The sequence below is a fragment of the Sodalis sp. RH19 genome, from assembly GCF_047324215.1.
In the GTDB taxonomy this organism is placed as follows: domain Bacteria; phylum Pseudomonadota; class Gammaproteobacteria; order Enterobacterales; family Enterobacteriaceae; genus Acerihabitans.
This window is the reverse complement of sequence record NZ_CP178734.1, coordinates 3096182-3112696: the sequence shown is the minus strand read 5'-3', so window position 1 is coordinate 3112696 and position 16515 is coordinate 3096182. Positions and strand designations below refer to the sequence as shown.

18 protein-coding genes and 1 riboswitch are annotated in these 16515 nt (G+C 58.4%); of the genes, 9 read left to right on the top strand and 9 right to left on the bottom strand.

The window, feature by feature from the left end; all coding sequences use genetic code 11:
* Nucleotides 1-253 precede the first annotated feature (253 nt).
* Complete coding sequence (gene lpxP / locus ACL2XF_RS14180) at nucleotides 254-1177, top strand: kdo(2)-lipid IV(A) palmitoleoyltransferase (RefSeq protein WP_410016115.1); 924 nt, start codon at nucleotides 254-256, stop codon at nucleotides 1175-1177.
* A gap of 251 nt (nucleotides 1178-1428) precedes the next feature.
* Here the strand turns inward: lpxP and ACL2XF_RS14175 are convergent, their stop codons facing one another.
* Nucleotides 1429-1557 (bottom strand): hypothetical protein, encoded by a 129-nt coding sequence (locus ACL2XF_RS14175; RefSeq protein WP_413727061.1) that lies wholly within the window; start codon nucleotides 1555-1557, stop codon nucleotides 1429-1431.
* 253 nt (nucleotides 1558-1810) lie between these two features.
* Between ACL2XF_RS14175 and ACL2XF_RS14170 the strand changes: the two genes are divergently transcribed.
* Nucleotides 1811-2578, top strand: coding sequence for a YdiY family protein (locus tag ACL2XF_RS14170; RefSeq protein ID WP_410016114.1), 768 nt, complete (start codon nucleotides 1811-1813; stop codon nucleotides 2576-2578).
* 141 nt (nucleotides 2579-2719) lie between these two features.
* Nucleotides 2720-2929: a transcription antiterminator/RNA stability regulator CspE gene (gene cspE / locus ACL2XF_RS14165; RefSeq protein ID WP_331118480.1), complete on the top strand. Its 210-nt coding sequence runs from the start codon at nucleotides 2720-2722 to the stop codon at nucleotides 2927-2929.
* A gap of 702 nt (nucleotides 2930-3631) precedes the next feature.
* Here the strand turns inward: cspE and crcB are convergent.
* On the bottom strand, nucleotides 3632-4024 hold the full coding sequence (crcB, locus tag ACL2XF_RS14160; protein WP_410016113.1) for a fluoride efflux transporter CrcB: 393 nt from the start codon (nucleotides 4022-4024) through the stop codon (nucleotides 3632-3634).
* Between the two features lie 78 nt (nucleotides 4025-4102).
* Nucleotides 4103-4166: riboswitch (Fluoride riboswitch) on the bottom strand.
* Between the two features lie 16 nt (nucleotides 4167-4182).
* Entirely contained in the window at nucleotides 4183-5535 is a 1353-nt protein-coding gene (locus ACL2XF_RS14155; RefSeq protein ID WP_413727060.1) for an aminotransferase class I/II-fold pyridoxal phosphate-dependent enzyme, read from the bottom strand.
* A gap of 143 nt (nucleotides 5536-5678) precedes the next feature.
* Between ACL2XF_RS14155 and ACL2XF_RS14150 the strand changes: the two genes are divergently transcribed.
* The 6 genes from ACL2XF_RS14150 (at nucleotide 5679) to tatE (ending at nucleotide 10455) form a co-directional block, all read left to right on the top strand.
* Nucleotides 5679-6635 carry a nitrate ABC transporter substrate-binding protein gene (locus ACL2XF_RS14150; protein WP_413727059.1) on the top strand — a complete coding sequence of 319 codons (957 nt, stop codon included), beginning with the start codon at nucleotides 5679-5681 and terminating at the stop codon, nucleotides 6633-6635.
* Between the two features lie 18 nt (nucleotides 6636-6653).
* Nucleotides 6654-7448: a deaminated glutathione amidase gene (locus tag ACL2XF_RS14145; protein ID WP_410016110.1), complete on the top strand. Its 795-nt coding sequence runs from the start codon at nucleotides 6654-6656 to the stop codon at nucleotides 7446-7448.
* 57 nt (nucleotides 7449-7505) lie between these two features.
* Nucleotides 7506-8393 (top strand): ABC transporter substrate-binding protein, encoded by an 888-nt coding sequence (locus ACL2XF_RS14140; RefSeq protein ID WP_410016601.1) that lies wholly within the window; start codon nucleotides 7506-7508, stop codon nucleotides 8391-8393.
* On the top strand, nucleotides 8390-9328 hold the full coding sequence (locus tag ACL2XF_RS14135; protein ID WP_410016109.1) for an amino acid ABC transporter permease: 939 nt from the start codon (nucleotides 8390-8392) through the stop codon (nucleotides 9326-9328). The genes ACL2XF_RS14140 and ACL2XF_RS14135 overlap by 4 nt, the downstream gene beginning before the upstream one ends.
* Nucleotides 9328-10104: an amino acid ABC transporter ATP-binding protein gene (locus ACL2XF_RS14130; protein ID WP_410016108.1), complete on the top strand. Its 777-nt coding sequence runs from the start codon at nucleotides 9328-9330 to the stop codon at nucleotides 10102-10104. Before ACL2XF_RS14135 ends, ACL2XF_RS14130 begins: the two co-directional genes overlap by 1 nt.
* Nucleotides 10105-10248: 144 nt before the next feature.
* Complete coding sequence (gene tatE, locus ACL2XF_RS14125) at nucleotides 10249-10455, top strand: twin-arginine translocase subunit TatE (RefSeq protein WP_410016107.1); 207 nt, start codon at nucleotides 10249-10251, stop codon at nucleotides 10453-10455.
* A gap of 80 nt (nucleotides 10456-10535) precedes the next feature.
* On the opposite strand, the gene lipA is transcribed toward tatE, so the two are convergent.
* The 6 genes from lipA to mrdB form a co-directional block, all read right to left on the bottom strand.
* On the bottom strand, nucleotides 10536-11501 hold the full coding sequence (lipA, locus tag ACL2XF_RS14120; protein ID WP_410016106.1) for a lipoyl synthase: 966 nt from the start codon (nucleotides 11499-11501) through the stop codon (nucleotides 10536-10538).
* Between the two features lie 136 nt (nucleotides 11502-11637).
* Complete coding sequence (lipB, locus tag ACL2XF_RS14115; RefSeq protein WP_410016105.1) at nucleotides 11638-12321, bottom strand: lipoyl(octanoyl) transferase LipB; 684 nt, start codon at nucleotides 12319-12321, stop codon at nucleotides 11638-11640.
* Between the two features lie 14 nt (nucleotides 12322-12335).
* Nucleotides 12336-12599 (bottom strand): DUF493 family protein YbeD, encoded by a 264-nt coding sequence (ybeD, locus tag ACL2XF_RS14110; RefSeq protein ID WP_410016104.1) that lies wholly within the window; start codon nucleotides 12597-12599, stop codon nucleotides 12336-12338.
* A gap of 227 nt (nucleotides 12600-12826) precedes the next feature.
* Nucleotides 12827-14038 carry a D-alanyl-D-alanine carboxypeptidase DacA gene (gene dacA / locus ACL2XF_RS14105; RefSeq protein ID WP_410016103.1) on the bottom strand — a complete coding sequence of 404 codons (1212 nt, stop codon included), beginning with the start codon at nucleotides 14036-14038 and terminating at the stop codon, nucleotides 12827-12829.
* A gap of 136 nt (nucleotides 14039-14174) precedes the next feature.
* On the bottom strand, nucleotides 14175-15392 hold the full coding sequence (rlpA, locus tag ACL2XF_RS14100; RefSeq protein ID WP_410016102.1) for an endolytic peptidoglycan transglycosylase RlpA: 1218 nt from the start codon (nucleotides 15390-15392) through the stop codon (nucleotides 14175-14177).
* 9 nt (nucleotides 15393-15401) lie between these two features.
* The gene (mrdB, locus tag ACL2XF_RS14095; protein ID WP_410016101.1) at nucleotides 15402-16514 is read right to left on the bottom strand and encodes a peptidoglycan glycosyltransferase MrdB; all 1113 of its coding nucleotides are present in this window, start codon (nucleotides 16512-16514) and stop codon (nucleotides 15402-15404) included.
* Between the last annotated feature and the right edge of the window lies 1 nt (nucleotide 16515).

The following is a 16515-nucleotide window of genomic DNA, read 5'->3' as shown; positions in this document are numbered from 1 at the left end:
CCTAAGAAAATAAGCGCCTTTATCGTTACCTCCTGTGCGGATGTCTGATGACTGAGAATACCTGTTTTGGTTTGCCCGCGCGCTTGTTGGGATGCTTGAGGTCGCCGTCAATGCCGCTCTTCGCCTCCTTTAGCAATAAACCATGAGATCTTCGCGCTGATAGCATCCGGCGATTATTGGCTTAACGATCAGGACCAGGATTGATGGAGCGCCTTTAACGGGGTTCCCAACAACTTTATGAAGAATCAATGAAATGGCATACCCGCAAAAATTTTCGCTTTCGCTCCTCCACCCACGTTACTGGCTGACCTGGTTCGGCCTGGGAGTGCTTTTCCTGTTGGTGCAACTGCCTTATCCGGTGTTGCATACCCTGGGCGGCTGGCTTGGCCGTTTATCGATGCCATTCCTGAAACGCCGGGCCGCGATTACGCGCCGTAACCTGGAACTCTGTTTTCCCAATATGGATAAGCAGAAGCTCGAGCGGACTATCATCAATAATTTCACCTCCGCCGGCATGGGCTTAATGGAAACCGGCATGGCCTGGTTCTGGTCGGATGCCCGCGTTAAACGCTGGTTTGACGTCTTCGGCCTGCACAATCTGCAGCGGGCGAATGAACATAACCAGGGGGTTATGGTCATCGGTATCCATTTTATGTCCCTTGAGCTGGGTGGACGCGCCATGGGGCTGTGCCAGCCGATGATGGCCATGTACCGTCCCCATAATAATAAAGCCATGGAACTGGTACAAACCTGGGGCAGGATGCGGTCCAACAAGGCGATGCTGGACCGCAAGGATTTACGCGGCATGGTTCATTCGCTCAAGCAGGGCGAAACGGTCTGGTTTGCTCCCGATCAGGATTATGGCCCGCGCGGCAGTATTTTTGCCCCTTTCTTCGCGGTTGACCAGGCGGCTACAACCCGCGGCACCTATACGCTGGCCCGGTTGGCACAGCCCAAGCTGGTGCCGGTGGTGCTGATCCGTAAAAAGAACGGCAAGGGGTACCGTCTGCTGATCCAGCCGCAGCTGGAAAATTATCCGCTGGACGATGAAATGGCCGCAACCTGCTATATGAATAAAATCGTCGAACAGGAAATCATGCGCGCGCCTGACCAATACCTCTGGATGCACCGTCGCTTTAAGACGCGTCCGTTGGGCGAATTGTCCCTCTATATATAAGTGCGGCGTGGCCGGGCACGGCGTCAGTTTTGCCTCCCGGCCGGTGACGCAGGCCGATCGTTTGAAATAACGCCAATTCACCTCTTTTATCCTGCCATCGCGCCCTGCGGATGTTCTTATACTAGCGGCTTTAATATCATGAGTTCATGGATCCGCGAAAATGCATATTACGCACTATAGGGCCTGGGCAATGGTTTTCCTATTCAGCGCGCTATTCTGGATGACAATGATAAGCGCAATTTATTTGTTGCTTAAAAGTTAATTTTTTGTAGAGCAAAAGCGATAATTGTTGCCGAGAAGGCGGTGTTGACGACAATATGCTGCGGCGACAGTGAGATGGCTTCTTTTAGGATTAATCCTAAAATATAGTCCGGATCCATTGTAAGCGCCATGAGTGCGAAATCAGTGCCAAAATACTAAAATTTATTTTATAAGTACGCTGAAAAGACTCGTTTTTTTGTGTTTATCCCGGCTGGGGACCCGTAGGCGGGTGATATGAAAACCGCGGTGTATTAATTTTTGTTACCAATATTACAAAAAATTACCAGTACACCTGCCGTGTCGATTCGTTACACTATCAGCCTTTCGTTACTCGCTGGTTTAAAAACCTCAAAATCATTTGATAGGTAAATTATGTTACGCAATGGCCGCTCTCGGGCAGTATGGCTTCTGACTATCCTGGGAATGTCCCTGGCTAGTTTTTCGACTTTTGCTGATACGGATATCTTTACCGCGCTGGACGATCCTTCCACTGCGAAAAAAAGTTTCGACGGCAATCTTCAAGCCGGCTACAACGCGCAGTCCGGCAACTCCACCAGCTCTTCACTGGCGGCAAGCAGCACCATGACCTGGTTCCAGCCGACCAATGCCTACAGTATCTGGGCCGAAGCGGCAAATAACTCAACCGATGATGAACGCTCTTCGGAAAAGTATCAGGCCGGTGCGCGTGCGCGTCATAATTTGGATGATGATAATTTCCTGTTTACGCAGGGCAGCTGGTTAAGCGATCGTTTCAACGGTTATCGCTCGCGTTCAACCCTGACCGCGGGTTACGGCCGGCAGGTCTTGAACGGACCGGTCAGCCACCTGCGGTTGGAAGCGGGTCCCGGCGTAAGGCACGATGAATTCCAGGGCGGCGGTCGCCAGACCAAGGCATTGGCCTACGGTGCGGCATCTTATGCTTATCAGCTGACCGACAGCACGCAATTTATCCAGGGCGTTTCCATTCTTGGTAACGAGGATATCACGGCGAATTCCGAAACCGGGCTGAGCGTGGCCATCAATAGCCATTTTGCGTTGAAGATGACCTATGATGTCACTTATAACAGCACCACGCCGGATAGCGCGCCGAAACACACCGATACCAAGACGGCGGTTTCCCTGGTCTATAATATGCAATAGCAGGCTGATGCCTGGTTAAAATCTTATTTTACTATTTCTTGTCACGTTTTAGCGATCTTAAGCTGGACAAAGGGCTTGCCACTTGCTGTACTACTACCCGACACAGAGTTTGTGTCTATCATTTATTGAAAGGTAAGTTTGATGTCTAAGATTAAAGGTAGCGTTAAGTGGTTCAATGAATCTAAAGGATTCGGTTTCATTACTCCTGAAGATGGCAGTAAAGATGTGTTTGTTCATTTCTCCGCCATCCAGAGTAATGGTTTCAAAACGCTGGCCGAAGGCCAACGCGTTGAATTTGAAATCACTAACGGCGCCAAAGGCCCATCGGCTGCTGACGTTACAGCTATTTAAGATAGCCAGTATTCTGAAAAACCCGCTTAATGCGGGTTTTTTTTATGCCTGAAATCCCGTAATCGCCGAACTGAGCGACAAGGTGTTAAAGGGAAAGCGACCCATGGCACGGTAGGCCCGCCAACACCGAACGCAATGCAGGCGTGTTCAAGGGAGAGCGTGCCGATGGGGTTGAATCGGGCGTGGGGTTTTCGCCCGACCGAGCGCTCCATGGCACGGTAGGCCCGCCAACACCGAACGCAATGCAGGCGTGTTAAAGGGAGAGCGTGCCGATGGGGCCGAATCGGGCGTGGGGTTTTCGCCCGACCGAGCGCCCCATGGCACGGTAGGCCCGCCAACACCGAACGCAATGCAGGCGTGTTCAAGGGAGCGCGTGCCGATGGGGCCGAATCGGGCGTGGGGTTTTCGCCCGACCGAGCGCCCCATGGCACGGTAGGCCCGCCAACACCGAACGCAATGCAGGCGTGTTCAAGGGAGAGCGTGCCGATGGGGTTGAATCGGGCGTGGGGTTTTCGCCCGACCGAGCGCCCCATGGCACGGTATGCCCGCCAACACCGAGCTCAAAGCAGACGTGTTCAAGGGAGAGCGTGCCGATGGGGTCGAATCGGGCGTGGGGTTTTCGCCCGACCGAGCGCCCCATGGCACGGTATGCCCGCCAACACAAAACGCAATGCAGCCGTGTTCAAGGGAGAGCGTGCCACCTTATAACGGCACCGGCGGGCCGAACAGATTCACCAATCCCACTGCCAACAACGTCATGGCAAGCGAACCGACCAGATTCAGCAGAATATTCACCCCCGCCCAAAGCATCTGCCCGGTCATCATCAGGGTAACCACTTCCGCCGAAAAGGTAGAAAAAGTGGTCAGGCCGCCGCAAAAGCCGGTGGTGATAAACAGTTTCCAGAACGGGTCGATATGAGTGAGACGGAGAAACAACGCCATAAACAGGCCGATGATAAAGGCGCCGACCAGGTTAACCGCCAAGGTGCCGACAGGAATGGCAAAACCGCTGCCGCTGAGCTTCAGGCTGAGCCACCAGCGCAATACGCTGCCGATCCCCCCACCAATAAACACGGCTGATAAAAGGGTAAACATAAGAACCTTTTTAATTAATTTGAGGAATGAAAAACTCAGCAGGGCGAACATAATGACTACGTCCCCCATCCCGAGCAGGTAAACGTAGACATCATCAGCCAAAAACGGCGGTTAAAGGAGGAATGTCATCTCCTGGCGCGATTATACATTACTTTCCTTTACTGAACAGTATTGTCGTCGCCATGGCGGCAGGCTAACTGGATGGCATCGGCCACCAGCTCGACCCGATCGGCTTCCAGCAGGGACGTCGATACCCGGATAAAGCGGCTGGGTCCGATACTATGCCGTTTGCCGGGCATCACCGCGATACCGTGAGCCGCCAGCGTCACCAGGGCATATTGCTCCGACGGCACCGGGATCTGGATGCTCAGCCCGTCCCGATCCGGCAACACCACCCCACGCTGCGCCAGCGCGCGCAACAGCGCCCGGCGGCGCTGGGCATAACAATGCCGGGCGGCGGCAAGTGTCTGCTGGGTAATGCCATCGGTCATCATCCAGGCCACCGCTTCCTGCAATATCCTGCTGGTCCAGCTGGCGCCGAAGTTACGTACCGACTGAATACGCCGGATGATATCACTGGAAGCGGAGATCACCGCCAGCCGCAAATCCGGGCCATAGGCTTTGGAAAATGAACGTACATGCACGGTACGCTGCGGGTAAATATTGCCCAGGCTGTGGACCGGATGCGCGGACAGCTCGCCGATGCCGTCATCCTCAATTATCAGCGTCGCGCAGGCGCGCAGTAAATGCGCCATATCGTCGGCGCGCTGCCGGCTAACCGTATGGCCGGTTGTGGAATGGGTGCGCGGTTGGTAGATAAAAGCTACCGGACTACGCCTGAGCGCCGCCTCAAGCCCCGCGGGGGTAGGGCCTTGCCCATCGCAGGGGACGGCGATAATGTCCGCGCCCACATTATCCAGCATATCCAGCAACCGCGTGGCGGTGGGATCTTCAATCGCCACCGGGGCGCCGGGCATAATCAGGGTTTGCAATGTTTGGTACATGGCGTCAAAACCGCCGTCCGCCGCGAGGTAGGCCTCGGCGGGATAGGGCCAGCGCGGCGCGATGGCCTGTTGCAATACCTGGCTTATCGGTTCGCGCCGGTAGCTGTTGAGGTTTATCGCCCTCCCGCCGCGCAGCAGCGCCTCGCGCAGATCCGGCAAATAGGCCGGATCGGGCGCGGCCAGGGTCAGGTCGGCCATGATATTGTCGCCGAAATTGCCGATGGCCTCGAACCGCACCGGCCGCGGCGTGACGATATTGCCGCACACCCATACGCCGTTGCGCCCGGCGCCGGCGATGACTTTTTGCCGCCGCAGCTGCCCCCAGGCGGCGGATACGGTTGCCGGGCTGACATCCAGCAGGCCGGCAAGTTCGCGCACCGCCGGCAGCTGTACGCCTACGGCAATGGCGCCGCTGCCGATAAGCGCCGCGGTCGCCAGCGCAATACCTTTAATCGTCCGATCCTGGATGCGTTCGGCCAGCCAGCCGGCCTCAAGAGCATTATCCATAAGAATAAACTTTGTACAGTAACAAAGTTAACATTGTACATTGAACAAAGTGGTTTTAGTATCGAAATTAATCAATCGAAACCAAAATGGTCTACAACTGTTAATGTCCGGTAAAAGAAAGCACGCCGGCATGGGGGAACAACGTGGCATACACTATCAGGCTGGCGGTCAGGGATTGGGATTATTTTACTCCCCTGGCATTGGGCGATCTCAGGCCGCAAGGTTTTTCCCTGGAAATCCATCGCGTGGGCACGCTGGTGGACTCCATCGCCACCAGCGCCGACTTTGACGCCGGCGAAGTCTCGTTCAGCCGGTATGCCCAGGCGGTCGCCCGCGGCGATAATTCCCTGCTGGCGCTGCCGCACTTCCTGATGCGCGGGTTCCGGCAACGCTGCATCATCACCACCAAGACCAGCCCGCTGACCACCCTCGGGCAACTGCGCGGCAAACGTATCGGGCTGACCGGCTGGCAGGATTCCGGCAATACCTGGACTCGTACCCTACTGCGTCGGGAAGAGGTGGGTATCGATGACGCCACCTGGTATGTGGGCCGCTTGACAGACGATCATCCGGTGGTCGACCGCCTGGCCGGCTTCGGCCGCACGGGGCGTATCGAGGCCGCGCCCGGGGAGCGGCCGCTGCTGACCTTATTACGAGCGGGGGAACTGGACGCGGTATTCACTCCCTTTATGCCGAACGGATTTTTTTCCCCCGCCTCGGATCTGCGCCAGTTGCAGGAGGATTTTCGCCAGGCGGAACTCGATTATTTTAACGCGGTGGGGTATATCCCGGGAATCCATGTGCTGGGCATCAAGCCGGCGCTGGCGCAAGCCCATCCGGAGCTGCCCCAGGCGCTGAGCGATATCATTACGCAGTCGGCCCGTCTGTGGCACGACAAGCGGGTCAAGTATGCCGATACCACGCCCTGGCTGATGGACGATCTGGCGCGTACCGCACGCGACCTGCCGGCGGACTGGAATCGAAACGGTTTTGACGCCAACCAGCGGATGGTGGCGGACTTTGCCGCTGAGCTTTTTGAGCAGGGACTGACGTCACGTTGCCTTACGCCGACGGAACTCTTTCCTTACCCATTATCATAATCTGCAGGAGGACGGACAATGAAAGTCGCATTAGGACAATTTGCAGTGAGCCGGGAATGGGAAACCAATTTAGCAACCTGCCTCGACCTGATGGACCGCGCTCTGGCGGGCGGCGCGGATTTGCTGGTGCTGCCCGAGGGCATCCTGGCGCGGGATATCGCCGACCCGGATTTAGTGCTTAAGTCGGCCCAGCCGCTGGACGGGCCGTTTGTCAGCACGTTGTGCGCCGCCAGCCGGGGCACCCAGCTTACCACCATGATGAGCGTGCACACGCCCACCGGCGACGGCCATGCGTTTAATGTACTGATCGCTATTCGCCACGGCGAAATTATCGCCCGCTATCGCAAACTGCATCTTTACGATGCGTTTGCCGTGCAGGAATCGAAAAACGTCACGCCCGGCAACGAGGTGCCGCCGCTGGTGGACGTGGCGGGTATGAAAGTGGGGCTGATGACCTGCTATGACGTGCGTTTCCCCGAGCTGGCGCGCCGGCTGGCGCTGGATGGCGCCCAGGTGCTGGTGCTGCCTGCCGCCTGGGTCAAGGGGCCGCTGAAGGAAATGCACTGGGAGGTGCTGGTCACCGCGCGGGCATTGGAGAACACCTGTTATATGGTGGCGGTGGGAGAATGCGGCGAGCGCAATATCGGCAACAGCATGGTTGTCGATCCGCTGGGCGTTGCCATTGCCCATGCCGCCGAAGCGCCGGCGCTGGTGTTCGCCGAGCTGGACGCCGAGCGGGTCGCCCATGCGCGGCGGGTATTGCCGGTGCTGGAAAACCGCTGTTTTGCCGCGCCGCAGCTGCGCGAGCGCTAAGACGCGAGCTGCAATCATCACTAGGTTATCGACATCAGGGGAAATGCAATGAATGTAATGAAAAAACGGCTGGTTGCCCTGTTCTGCCTGGCGCTGTCGGGCGGCGCGCTGGCGGATGACGCGCTGCCGGTGCAGGCCCTGGATACCGCGCTGCACGCTAAGTTACCCCAGGATATCCAGCAGTCGGGCCGGATTATATCCGTTAATAACGGATCGTTCCCTCCTTATGAGATTGCCACCAGCACCCATTCCCTGGACGGCGCCAGCGCCGATTTAGCCCAGGCGCTGGGGCAGCTGCTGGGCGTTAAGATCGAACACGCGTCGGTCAGCGGTCTGTCCGGCGTGTTGAGCGGCATTAATTCCGGCCGCTACCAGATGGCTATCGGCCCGATCGGCGATTTTCCCGACCGGGAACAGAAAAATGATTTTATCGATTTTGTGCAGGAATTCGTGGTGTTCGCCGTGCCTAAGGGCAATCCGGCCGCCATCAACGGCCTGATTGATACCTGCGGCAAGCGCATCGCGGTCATGGCGGCCGGTTCAGCCGAGCAGGTCATCCGCAAACAGTCCGCCACCTGCGTCGCGGCGGGCAAGGCGCCGGTGACCGTCGCCTCCTTTACCGATCAGCCCACGTCGGTGCTGGCGGTGCGTTCCGGCCGGGTCGACGCCTTTTTCTCCTCCCAGGCGCCCCTGACCTATTTTGTGGCGCAAACCAACGGGCAGTTGGAATTAAGCGGACAGGGTAAAGCCAATGGCTTCGGCGATCTGTTCCAGGGGTCGGTAGTGCCGAAGGATTCGCCGTTCGGCGCGGTGGTGCTGGAAGCCTATCAAAAATTGTTTGCCAACGGCACCTATGCCGCCATCATGAAAAAATGGCATCTGCAGGACAATATGCTCAAGGCGCCGGGCCGTAACCTGGCCAGCAATCCAGGTGCGAAACCATGACCGGACGTGCTACCGATGCCACGCCGACGCCCGCGGACACCGAGCGCGACGTGCGTTATGCGCGTCCGCCGGGGCGGCTGGGCCATATAGTGTTATGGGTAGTGGTGTTGTTGATTGCCGCCGATGTGGTCTGGGTGGTCGCCAACAACAAAAACTTTGAATGGCACGTGGTCAGGGCCTGGTTTACCGAGGCGTCGGTGCTGCGCGGTCTGGGCGTGACCCTGGGCCTGACGGTGATCTCCATGGTGCTTGGGGTGCTGCTCGGGTTGCTGCTGGCGGTGGCCCGTCTGTCCGATCACCGGCTGTTGCGCGGGCTGGCGGGCCTGTATATTTGGTTCTTCCGCGGCACGCCGCTGCTGGTGCAACTGATTTTTTGGTACAACATGTCGACGCTGTTCCCGCATGTGACCCTCGGGTTGCCGTTTGTCGGCCCGGTATACGCCAGCTGGAACACCAACGATCTCATTACTCCCCTTACCGCCGCCATTGCCGGCCTGGCGCTCAACGAGGCCGCCTATATGGCGGAGATTATTCGCGCCGGGCTGCTGTCGGTGGATACCGGCCAGGTGGAAACCACCCAGGCGTTCGGCATGAGCCGCAGCCGGGCGTTGCGGCGCATTATTATCCCCCAGGCCATGCGGTCGATTATTCCCCCCACCGGCAACCAGCTGATCAGCATGATTAAAGCCACGTCGCTGGTGAGTGTCATCGCCATGGGCGATTTGCTCTATTCGGTACAGTCAGTCTATAACCGCACCTTTGAAGTGGTGCCGATGCTGATGGTGGCGGTGATCTGGTATCTGATCATTACCTCGGTGCTGAACGTGGCGCAGTCCGCCATCGAGCGTTATTACGCCCGCGGCACCCGCCGCAGCGAGACGGTGACCCGGCGGCGCCAGGCCGCGCCGGCGGATAGCGTGGCAGGAGAAAAATAATGGTTCAGCAAACTTCCGTTCCGCTGGTACGCGCCCGGGACGTGCACAAGAGTTATGGCGATCATGAGGTGCTTAAGGGTATCAGCCTGGACGTGTTGCCGGGCGAGGTGGTGGTGATCCTGGGACCGTCCGGATCGGGGAAATCCACCTTTTTGCGCTGTATTAACCATCTGGAAGATATGAACCAGGGCTCGATTATCGTCGGCGATCACCAGGTGGGCTACGAGCTGCGCAAAGGCGTGCTGCATAAATTGTCCTCGCGGGCCATTGCACGCCAGCGCCAGGAAATCGGTATGGTTTTCCAGCAGTTTAATCTTTATCCCCACATGACGGTGCTGCAAAATATTATCGAAGCGCCGATCGGCGTACATAAACAGAGCCGCCGCGACGCCGTGCGTTACGCGCGCGAGCTGCTGCAAACGGTGGGACTGAGTGAAAAGGCCGACGCCTATCCTCGCCATCTTTCCGGCGGCCAGCAACAGCGGGTGGCTATCGCCCGGGCGCTGGCCATCCGGCCTAAGCTGATGCTGTTTGATGAGCCGACTTCGGCGCTGGATCCGGAGCTGGTGGGCGAGGTGCTGGCCACCATGCGCAGCCTGGCGGATCAGGGATTGACGATGATCGTGGTCACCCATGAGATTGGCTTTGCCCGCGAGGCGGCGGATCGGGTGGTGTTTATGGATCAGGGCGTGGTGGTGGAGGAGGGGCCGCCACAGGATGTGCTGGTCAATCCGCAGCATCCGCGCACCCGCGCTTTTCTCAGCCGGTTCCTGTAACCGGGCGGGGCGTAGCGGGAATAACGCCCCGGTATGTAAAACTGTTACAGATATCTCTTGTAATGCAGGGGCAATAGCGGTAAAAAGCGATTAACATGTATCAATCGCTGGTTTTATCAGCAAGCGTTAAGCAAGAAGGTGAGTATGGAAGGTTTAAGTATTACCAAATTATTAGTCATCGGCGCCTTGATTGTGCTGCTGTTCGGCACCAATAAGCTACGCAGCCTGGGCGGCGACCTGGGCGCGGCTATCAAAGGTTTCAAGAAAGCGATGGGTAGCGATGATGCGGTCGCGCCGAAAACGCAGGCTGATGATTCCGTGGCACCCCAGGTTACAGAACGTAAAGAGTAAACCTGGCGCGGAAAAGGATGGTTATCGCAACCATCCTTTTTTATTGGCCGCAGTCAGAATGTAACCGGATATGTCGGCGGTTATTTTACCTCAATGCCCTTGGCCTGCAGGTCCGCATGGTAGGACGAGCGCACGAACGGACCGCAGGCCGCATGGGTAAAGCCCATGGCCATGGCTTCCGCTTTCATCTCGTCGAATTCCTGCGGACTGACGTAACGCTTCACCGCCAGGTGATGACGGCTGGGCTGCAGATACTGGCCCAGGGTCAACATGGTCACGCCGTGGCGGCGCAGATCGCGCATGACGTCAACGATTTCCGCGTTGGTTTCGCCCAGCCCCACCATCAGTCCGGATTTGGTCGGCAGGTCGGGGTTGGCTTCCTTGAAACGCTCGAGCAGTTTCAGCGACCAGTTATAGTCGGCGCCCGGGCGCACCTGGCGGTATAGCCGGGGCACATTTTCCAGATTGTGGTTAAACACATCCGGCGGCGCCGCGTTGAGGATTTCCAGCGCCCGATCCATCCGGCCGCGGAAATCCGGCACCAGCGTTTCAATCTTGATGGTGGGGTTTTTCGCCCGGATGGCGGTGATGCAATCGGCAAAATGCTGGGCGCCGCCGTCGCGCAGGTCGTCGCGGTCCACCGAGGTGACGACGACGTAGCGCAGCCCCATATCGGCGATGGTCTGGCCCAGTTTTTCCGGCTCATTGGCGTCGGGCTGGGTTGGACGGCCATGGGCGACGTCGCAGAACGGGCAGCGGCGGGTGCAGATGGCGCCGAGGATCATAAAGGTGGCGGTGCCATGGTTAAAACACTCGGACAGGTTGGGGCACGACGCTTCCTCGCAGACGGAGTGCAGGCCGTTTTTGCGCATGGCGGCTTTAATACCCTGGATACGCGTGGAGTCCGACGGCAGTTTAATCTTCATCCATTCCGGTTTGCGCAGCATCTCCTGACGCTCGACCGCCACGGTTTTAATCGGGATTAAGGCCATTTTATCGGCGTCGCGGTATTTAACGCCGCGTTCCATCTGTATCGGTTTACTCATAATCTCGCAGGTCCCGTCCCGAATGTGCCAGCATGCAGGTTATCACACACGCTGTTACGTGATTGTTCAACTAAATTTGATAAAACATCAAAAATTATAACATGGTTAACCGTTCGCTTTCAGCCCAAAAAAGCGATTATTGCTGGATTGCGTCCGCAAGGGGAGGGTAATCCTCCAGATACCAGGGCAGCATGCGGGCCGGCGGATTGCCGAGCCGTTGCAGGAAGACCCCGGTCAGCACCGGCGCCACGTCGTCCACGCGGGTGCCCGGCGCCAGATCGCTTACCTGGGTCATGCGCAGTCCGGCGTAGCCGCAGGGATTGATTCGCAGGAAGGGCGAGAGATCCATGGCGATGTTCAGCGCCAGTCCGTGAAACGAACAGCCTTTGCGGATGCGTAATCCCAGCGAGCAGATTTTATCATCATTCACATAGACGCCCGGCGCGTCCGCGCGCGCGCGCGCCGCGATGGCAAAACGCCCCAGGGTCTCCACCACCGTTTCTTCCAGCAGGGTCACCAACTGGCGCACGCCCAGCCTGCGGCGTTTAAGGTTAAGCAGGACGTAGAGGATTTGCTGGCCGGGGCCGTGAAACGTGACCTGGCCGCCGCGATCGCTCTGGATAACCGGAATGGTGCCCGGCGCCAGGATATGTTCTGCCTTGCCGGCCTGCCCCTGGGTAAATACCTGCGGATGCTGGACCAGCCAGATTTCATCCGGCGTGGATTCGTCGCGGCGATCGGTGAAGACGTGCATGGCCTGCGACACCACGTCATAGGGCTGCAGGCCAAGCTGGCGGATTATGATGGTTTCCTGTGGCACAGGCGACTCCCGGTTTACAGGACCATGCGGACCTGTTCGATATTGCCCAACTCCTCATAGAGCGCTTCGACCTGCTCGATATGGGTGGCGGTAATGGTAATGGACACCGCATGGTAATTGCCTTTGCTGCTCGGCTTGACCTGGGGGGTATAATCGCCCGGCGCGTGGCGCTGTACCACTTCGACCACGCGATCGACCAGTTCCGGACGCGCGGTGCCCATCACTTTATAGGTAAAGGAGCAGGGGAACTCAAGCAGTTCATTCAGTTTGGTTTTCATTGGGACTCCGGTAGCGTGACTGCCACTGCATCTGGCGGATATTTGCGGCGGGTAGGATGGGTAAGAAGAATAACGCGCAGCGCCGGGAAGGGATTTACGGCGTCTTTACGATCCTGCCCATCGTGCCCGTGGGCACGGCCTGGCCATCAAACTCACTCCCGCCGGGGCGGGAGCGCTCTATTACTATTATATGGGGGCTGATTTGCCGCTGACAAGCCGTGGCGGCATTAAGCGAACCAATGATGGAACATCAGCTTGATATAATCCACGATGCGGCTGAAAATATTGCCTTCCTGCACCTGGTTCAGGACCACCAGCGGATGCTGATCGATGGTCTTGCCGTCCAGCTGGAAGTTGATGGTGCCTACCTGCTGGCCTTTGGCAAGCGGTGCATGCAATTCCTTCTGGCTTAGAGTATAGCTGGCTTTCAGATCTTTCATGCGGCCGCGGGGAATGGTCAGGTAAGCATCGCTATCCACGCCCAGCTTGACGCTGTCGGTATCGCCGAACCACACCGGCTCGGCGGCAAATTCCTTGCCCGCCTTCAGCGGCGCCACGGTTTCAAAGAAACGGAAGCCCCAGGTCAGCAGCTTGCGGGTTTCGCTTTCGCGGCCCTTGGGCGAATGGCCGCCCATCACCGCTGAAATCAGCCGCATCGGACCGTCGGTGGCCGAGGCGACCAGGTTAAAACCGGCGGAGTCGGTGTGGCCGGTTTTGATGCCGTCTACGTTCAACCCGGTATCCCACAGCAGGCCGTTACGGTTCATCTGCCTGATATTATTGAAGGTAAATTCTTTTTCTTTATAAGTGGCGTATTCTTCCGGCACATCGCGGATCAGGGCCTTGCCGATCAGCGCCATATCGCGGGCGGAGCTGTACTGGCCCGGGGCATCAAGGCCGTGTACGGTTTCGAACTGGGTATTTTGCAGGCCCAGCGCTTTCACGTAGTTATTCATCAGGCCGACAAACGCGTCCTGGCTGCCGGCGACGTAATCGGCCATGGCCACGCAGGCATCGTTGCCTGACTGGAGGATAATGCCGCGGTTAAGCTGCGATACCGGCACGCGATCGCCGGGTTTAAGGAACATCAGCGACGAACCCTTGAATACCGGATTGCCGGTCGCCCAGGCGTCCTTATTGACGGTGATGATATCGTTAGGGGTGATCTTTCCCGATTTTATCGCCTGGCCGATGACGTAGCTGGTCATCATTTTTGTCAGGCTGGCCGGATCGCGACGGGTGTCGGCATTTTGCTCCGCCAGTACCTTGCCGGAGTTGTAATCGATCAGGATATAGGTTTCGGCATCAATTTGCGGCACGCCGGGAATCATGGTCTTCAGATTCACATCGTCGGCGTAGCTATTGGAAAGAGGGATCAGCGCAATAAGGGTGCTTAAGGCTAAGCGCCTGAATAAAAGATGGCTCATTACTTTATTCATGTCAGGACAACAGCATCCGTGGGAGTAAGTTAAAATCGTGCCACACTATAGCAGAAGTAAAAAAGGCCGGCATCAGGCAATCCGTAACCTGGCGGGGAGAACCTTTTAAGAATGTTTCAGCCGGCCCGCGCCCCGGCTATTCCGTCGCCGTAGTGATAAAGGATTGCTGCTGCGCTTCGCTGACCAGGCGCTGCTGCAACCCGGCGGCCTGCTGCCGGGAGCTGAACGGCCCCAGTTGCACACGGTACAGCGCGCCGTTGGCGGTGACCTTGCCCGGCACGCCGAATTTCTGGCTCAGGCTTTGCTGCCAGCTGATTGCGCGCTGGCGGTCGCCAATAGCGCCGACCTGGATCACGTAGCGGCCGGAAGACGCGGCCGGCGACGCCACCGGCGCGACGACGGCCGTGGTATGCGTCGTAGCGCCCGCTGAAACGGGCGGCGGCTGCGTGACGTACGGCGGGGCGACGACGGCCGTGCTATGCGTCGAGGCGCCCGCGGAATAGGATGACGGCTGCGACGCCACCGGCGCGGCGGCGGTGGGTTCGGGCTGGCTGGATTCAATCACGCCGGGCGGCAGTGCCGACGGGGCGCCGAGAAAACCGTGACCGCCGCCACCGCCGGCGGCTACCGGGGCGCCGGTGGCGTCATCGTCCGCCGGCGCGTTTGCCGGCACCGGATCGGCAACCGGGCGGACCGCGCCGCTATCGGCTTCGGGCGCGGACGATTGCATGACCGGGGTACCCATCGCGCCGGTGCCCAGATCGGGCCGCGGCGGCAGCGCGTAGTTCTGTTTAGCCACCACGGTGCCGACGGTGCCGGGTCCGGACAGCGTGCCGTCCGGCGCAACCTGGATAAAGTCGACGCGTACCTTGCTGTTATTGGAGATGTTCAGGCGATCGCCCGCCGCGCGCGACAAATCGATAATGCGGCCGGGCGTGTAGGGACCCCGATCGTTGACCCGCACCACCAGCTGGCGGCCGTTGCTGATATTGGTCACCCGCACATAGCTTGGGATGGGCAGGGTCGGATGCGCGGCGGTCAGGGCGCCGGCATCGAACTGTTCGCCGGTGGCGGTGACGTTGCTGCCGCTGGATTCCGCGTCATACCAGGCGGCCAGGCCGGTTTCGCTGTAATTCTGCGGGTTTTTGATAATATGGTAAGTCTTGCCGTTGACGTCATAGTCCTGGTTGGTGGCCGGGTTATACGGCTCATAGCGCGGCTCCACGCCGCTTATCTCCACCACCGGCCCGTTGTAGGCCGCGGCGGGCGCCTGCTGCTGCTGCGTCGTCTCTGTCGAGCTACAGGCCGTGAGCAATAACCCCATCACGCCGATCCAGTGCCATTCCTTCCGCATTGCTCACCTCTATAAGTTTTTAGACAACATTTTCCGATGAGTATGTATCGACATGACGATACCAAACCCCGCCATCAGCACGATTAATGCCGAGCCGCCGTAGCTCACCAGCGGCAGCGGAACGCCGACCACCGGTAAGATACCACTTACCATGCCGATATTCACGAATACATAAACGAACAAAATCAGCATCAAACCCCCGGCCATCACCCGGCCGAAGGTGGTCTGCGCCTTGGCGGCGATCACCAGTCCGCGCATGATTACGCACAGGTATAACGCTAAAAGCACCAGAACGCCAATCAGGCCCAGTTCCTCGCCCAATACGGCGAAAATAAAATCGGTATGGCGCTCCGGCAGGAATTCCAGCTGGGACTGCGTGCCGTGCAGCCAGCCCTTGCCGCTCAGCCCGCCGGAGCCAATGGCGATTTTGGACTGGATAATATGGTAACCGGCGCCCAGCGGGTCGGTTTCCGGATCGAGCAGCATCATGACGCGATCGCGCTGGTAGTCATGCATCAGGAAGAACCACAGGATCGGAATAAAGGCCGCCACCAGCAGCGCCGCCACCCCGATCAGCTTCCAGCTCATGCCGGACAGGAACAGCACGAACAGCCCCGAGGCGGCGATAAGGATGGCGGTGCCGAGGTCGGGCTGCGCCGCCACCAGCAGCGTGGGCAGGAATATCAGCACCAGCGCGATGGCGGTATTTTTCAGCGAAGGCGGACAGCTGTCGCGGTTGATAAAGCGCGCCACCATCAGCGGCACCGCGATCTTGGCGATTTCCGAGGGCTGGAAACGCACAAATCCCAAATCCAGCCAGCGCTGGGCGCCTTTACTGATCTGGCCGAAGGCGTCCACCGCCACCAGCAGGATCACGCTGATAATGTAAAGGTATGGCGCCCAGGCCTCATAGACCCGGGGCGGCACCTGCGCCAATACCAGCATCACGAGCAGGCCCATGAAAATCTGGCCGATTTTGCGCTCCATCATGCCGACATCCTGGCCGCTGGCGCTCCACATGACCATGGCGCTGTACGCCAGCAACAGCGTGATCAGGAACAGAAAAGGCACATCGATATGGAGCTTATTCCAGAACGCCCCGTTTTGCTGGTTATCGGTCATG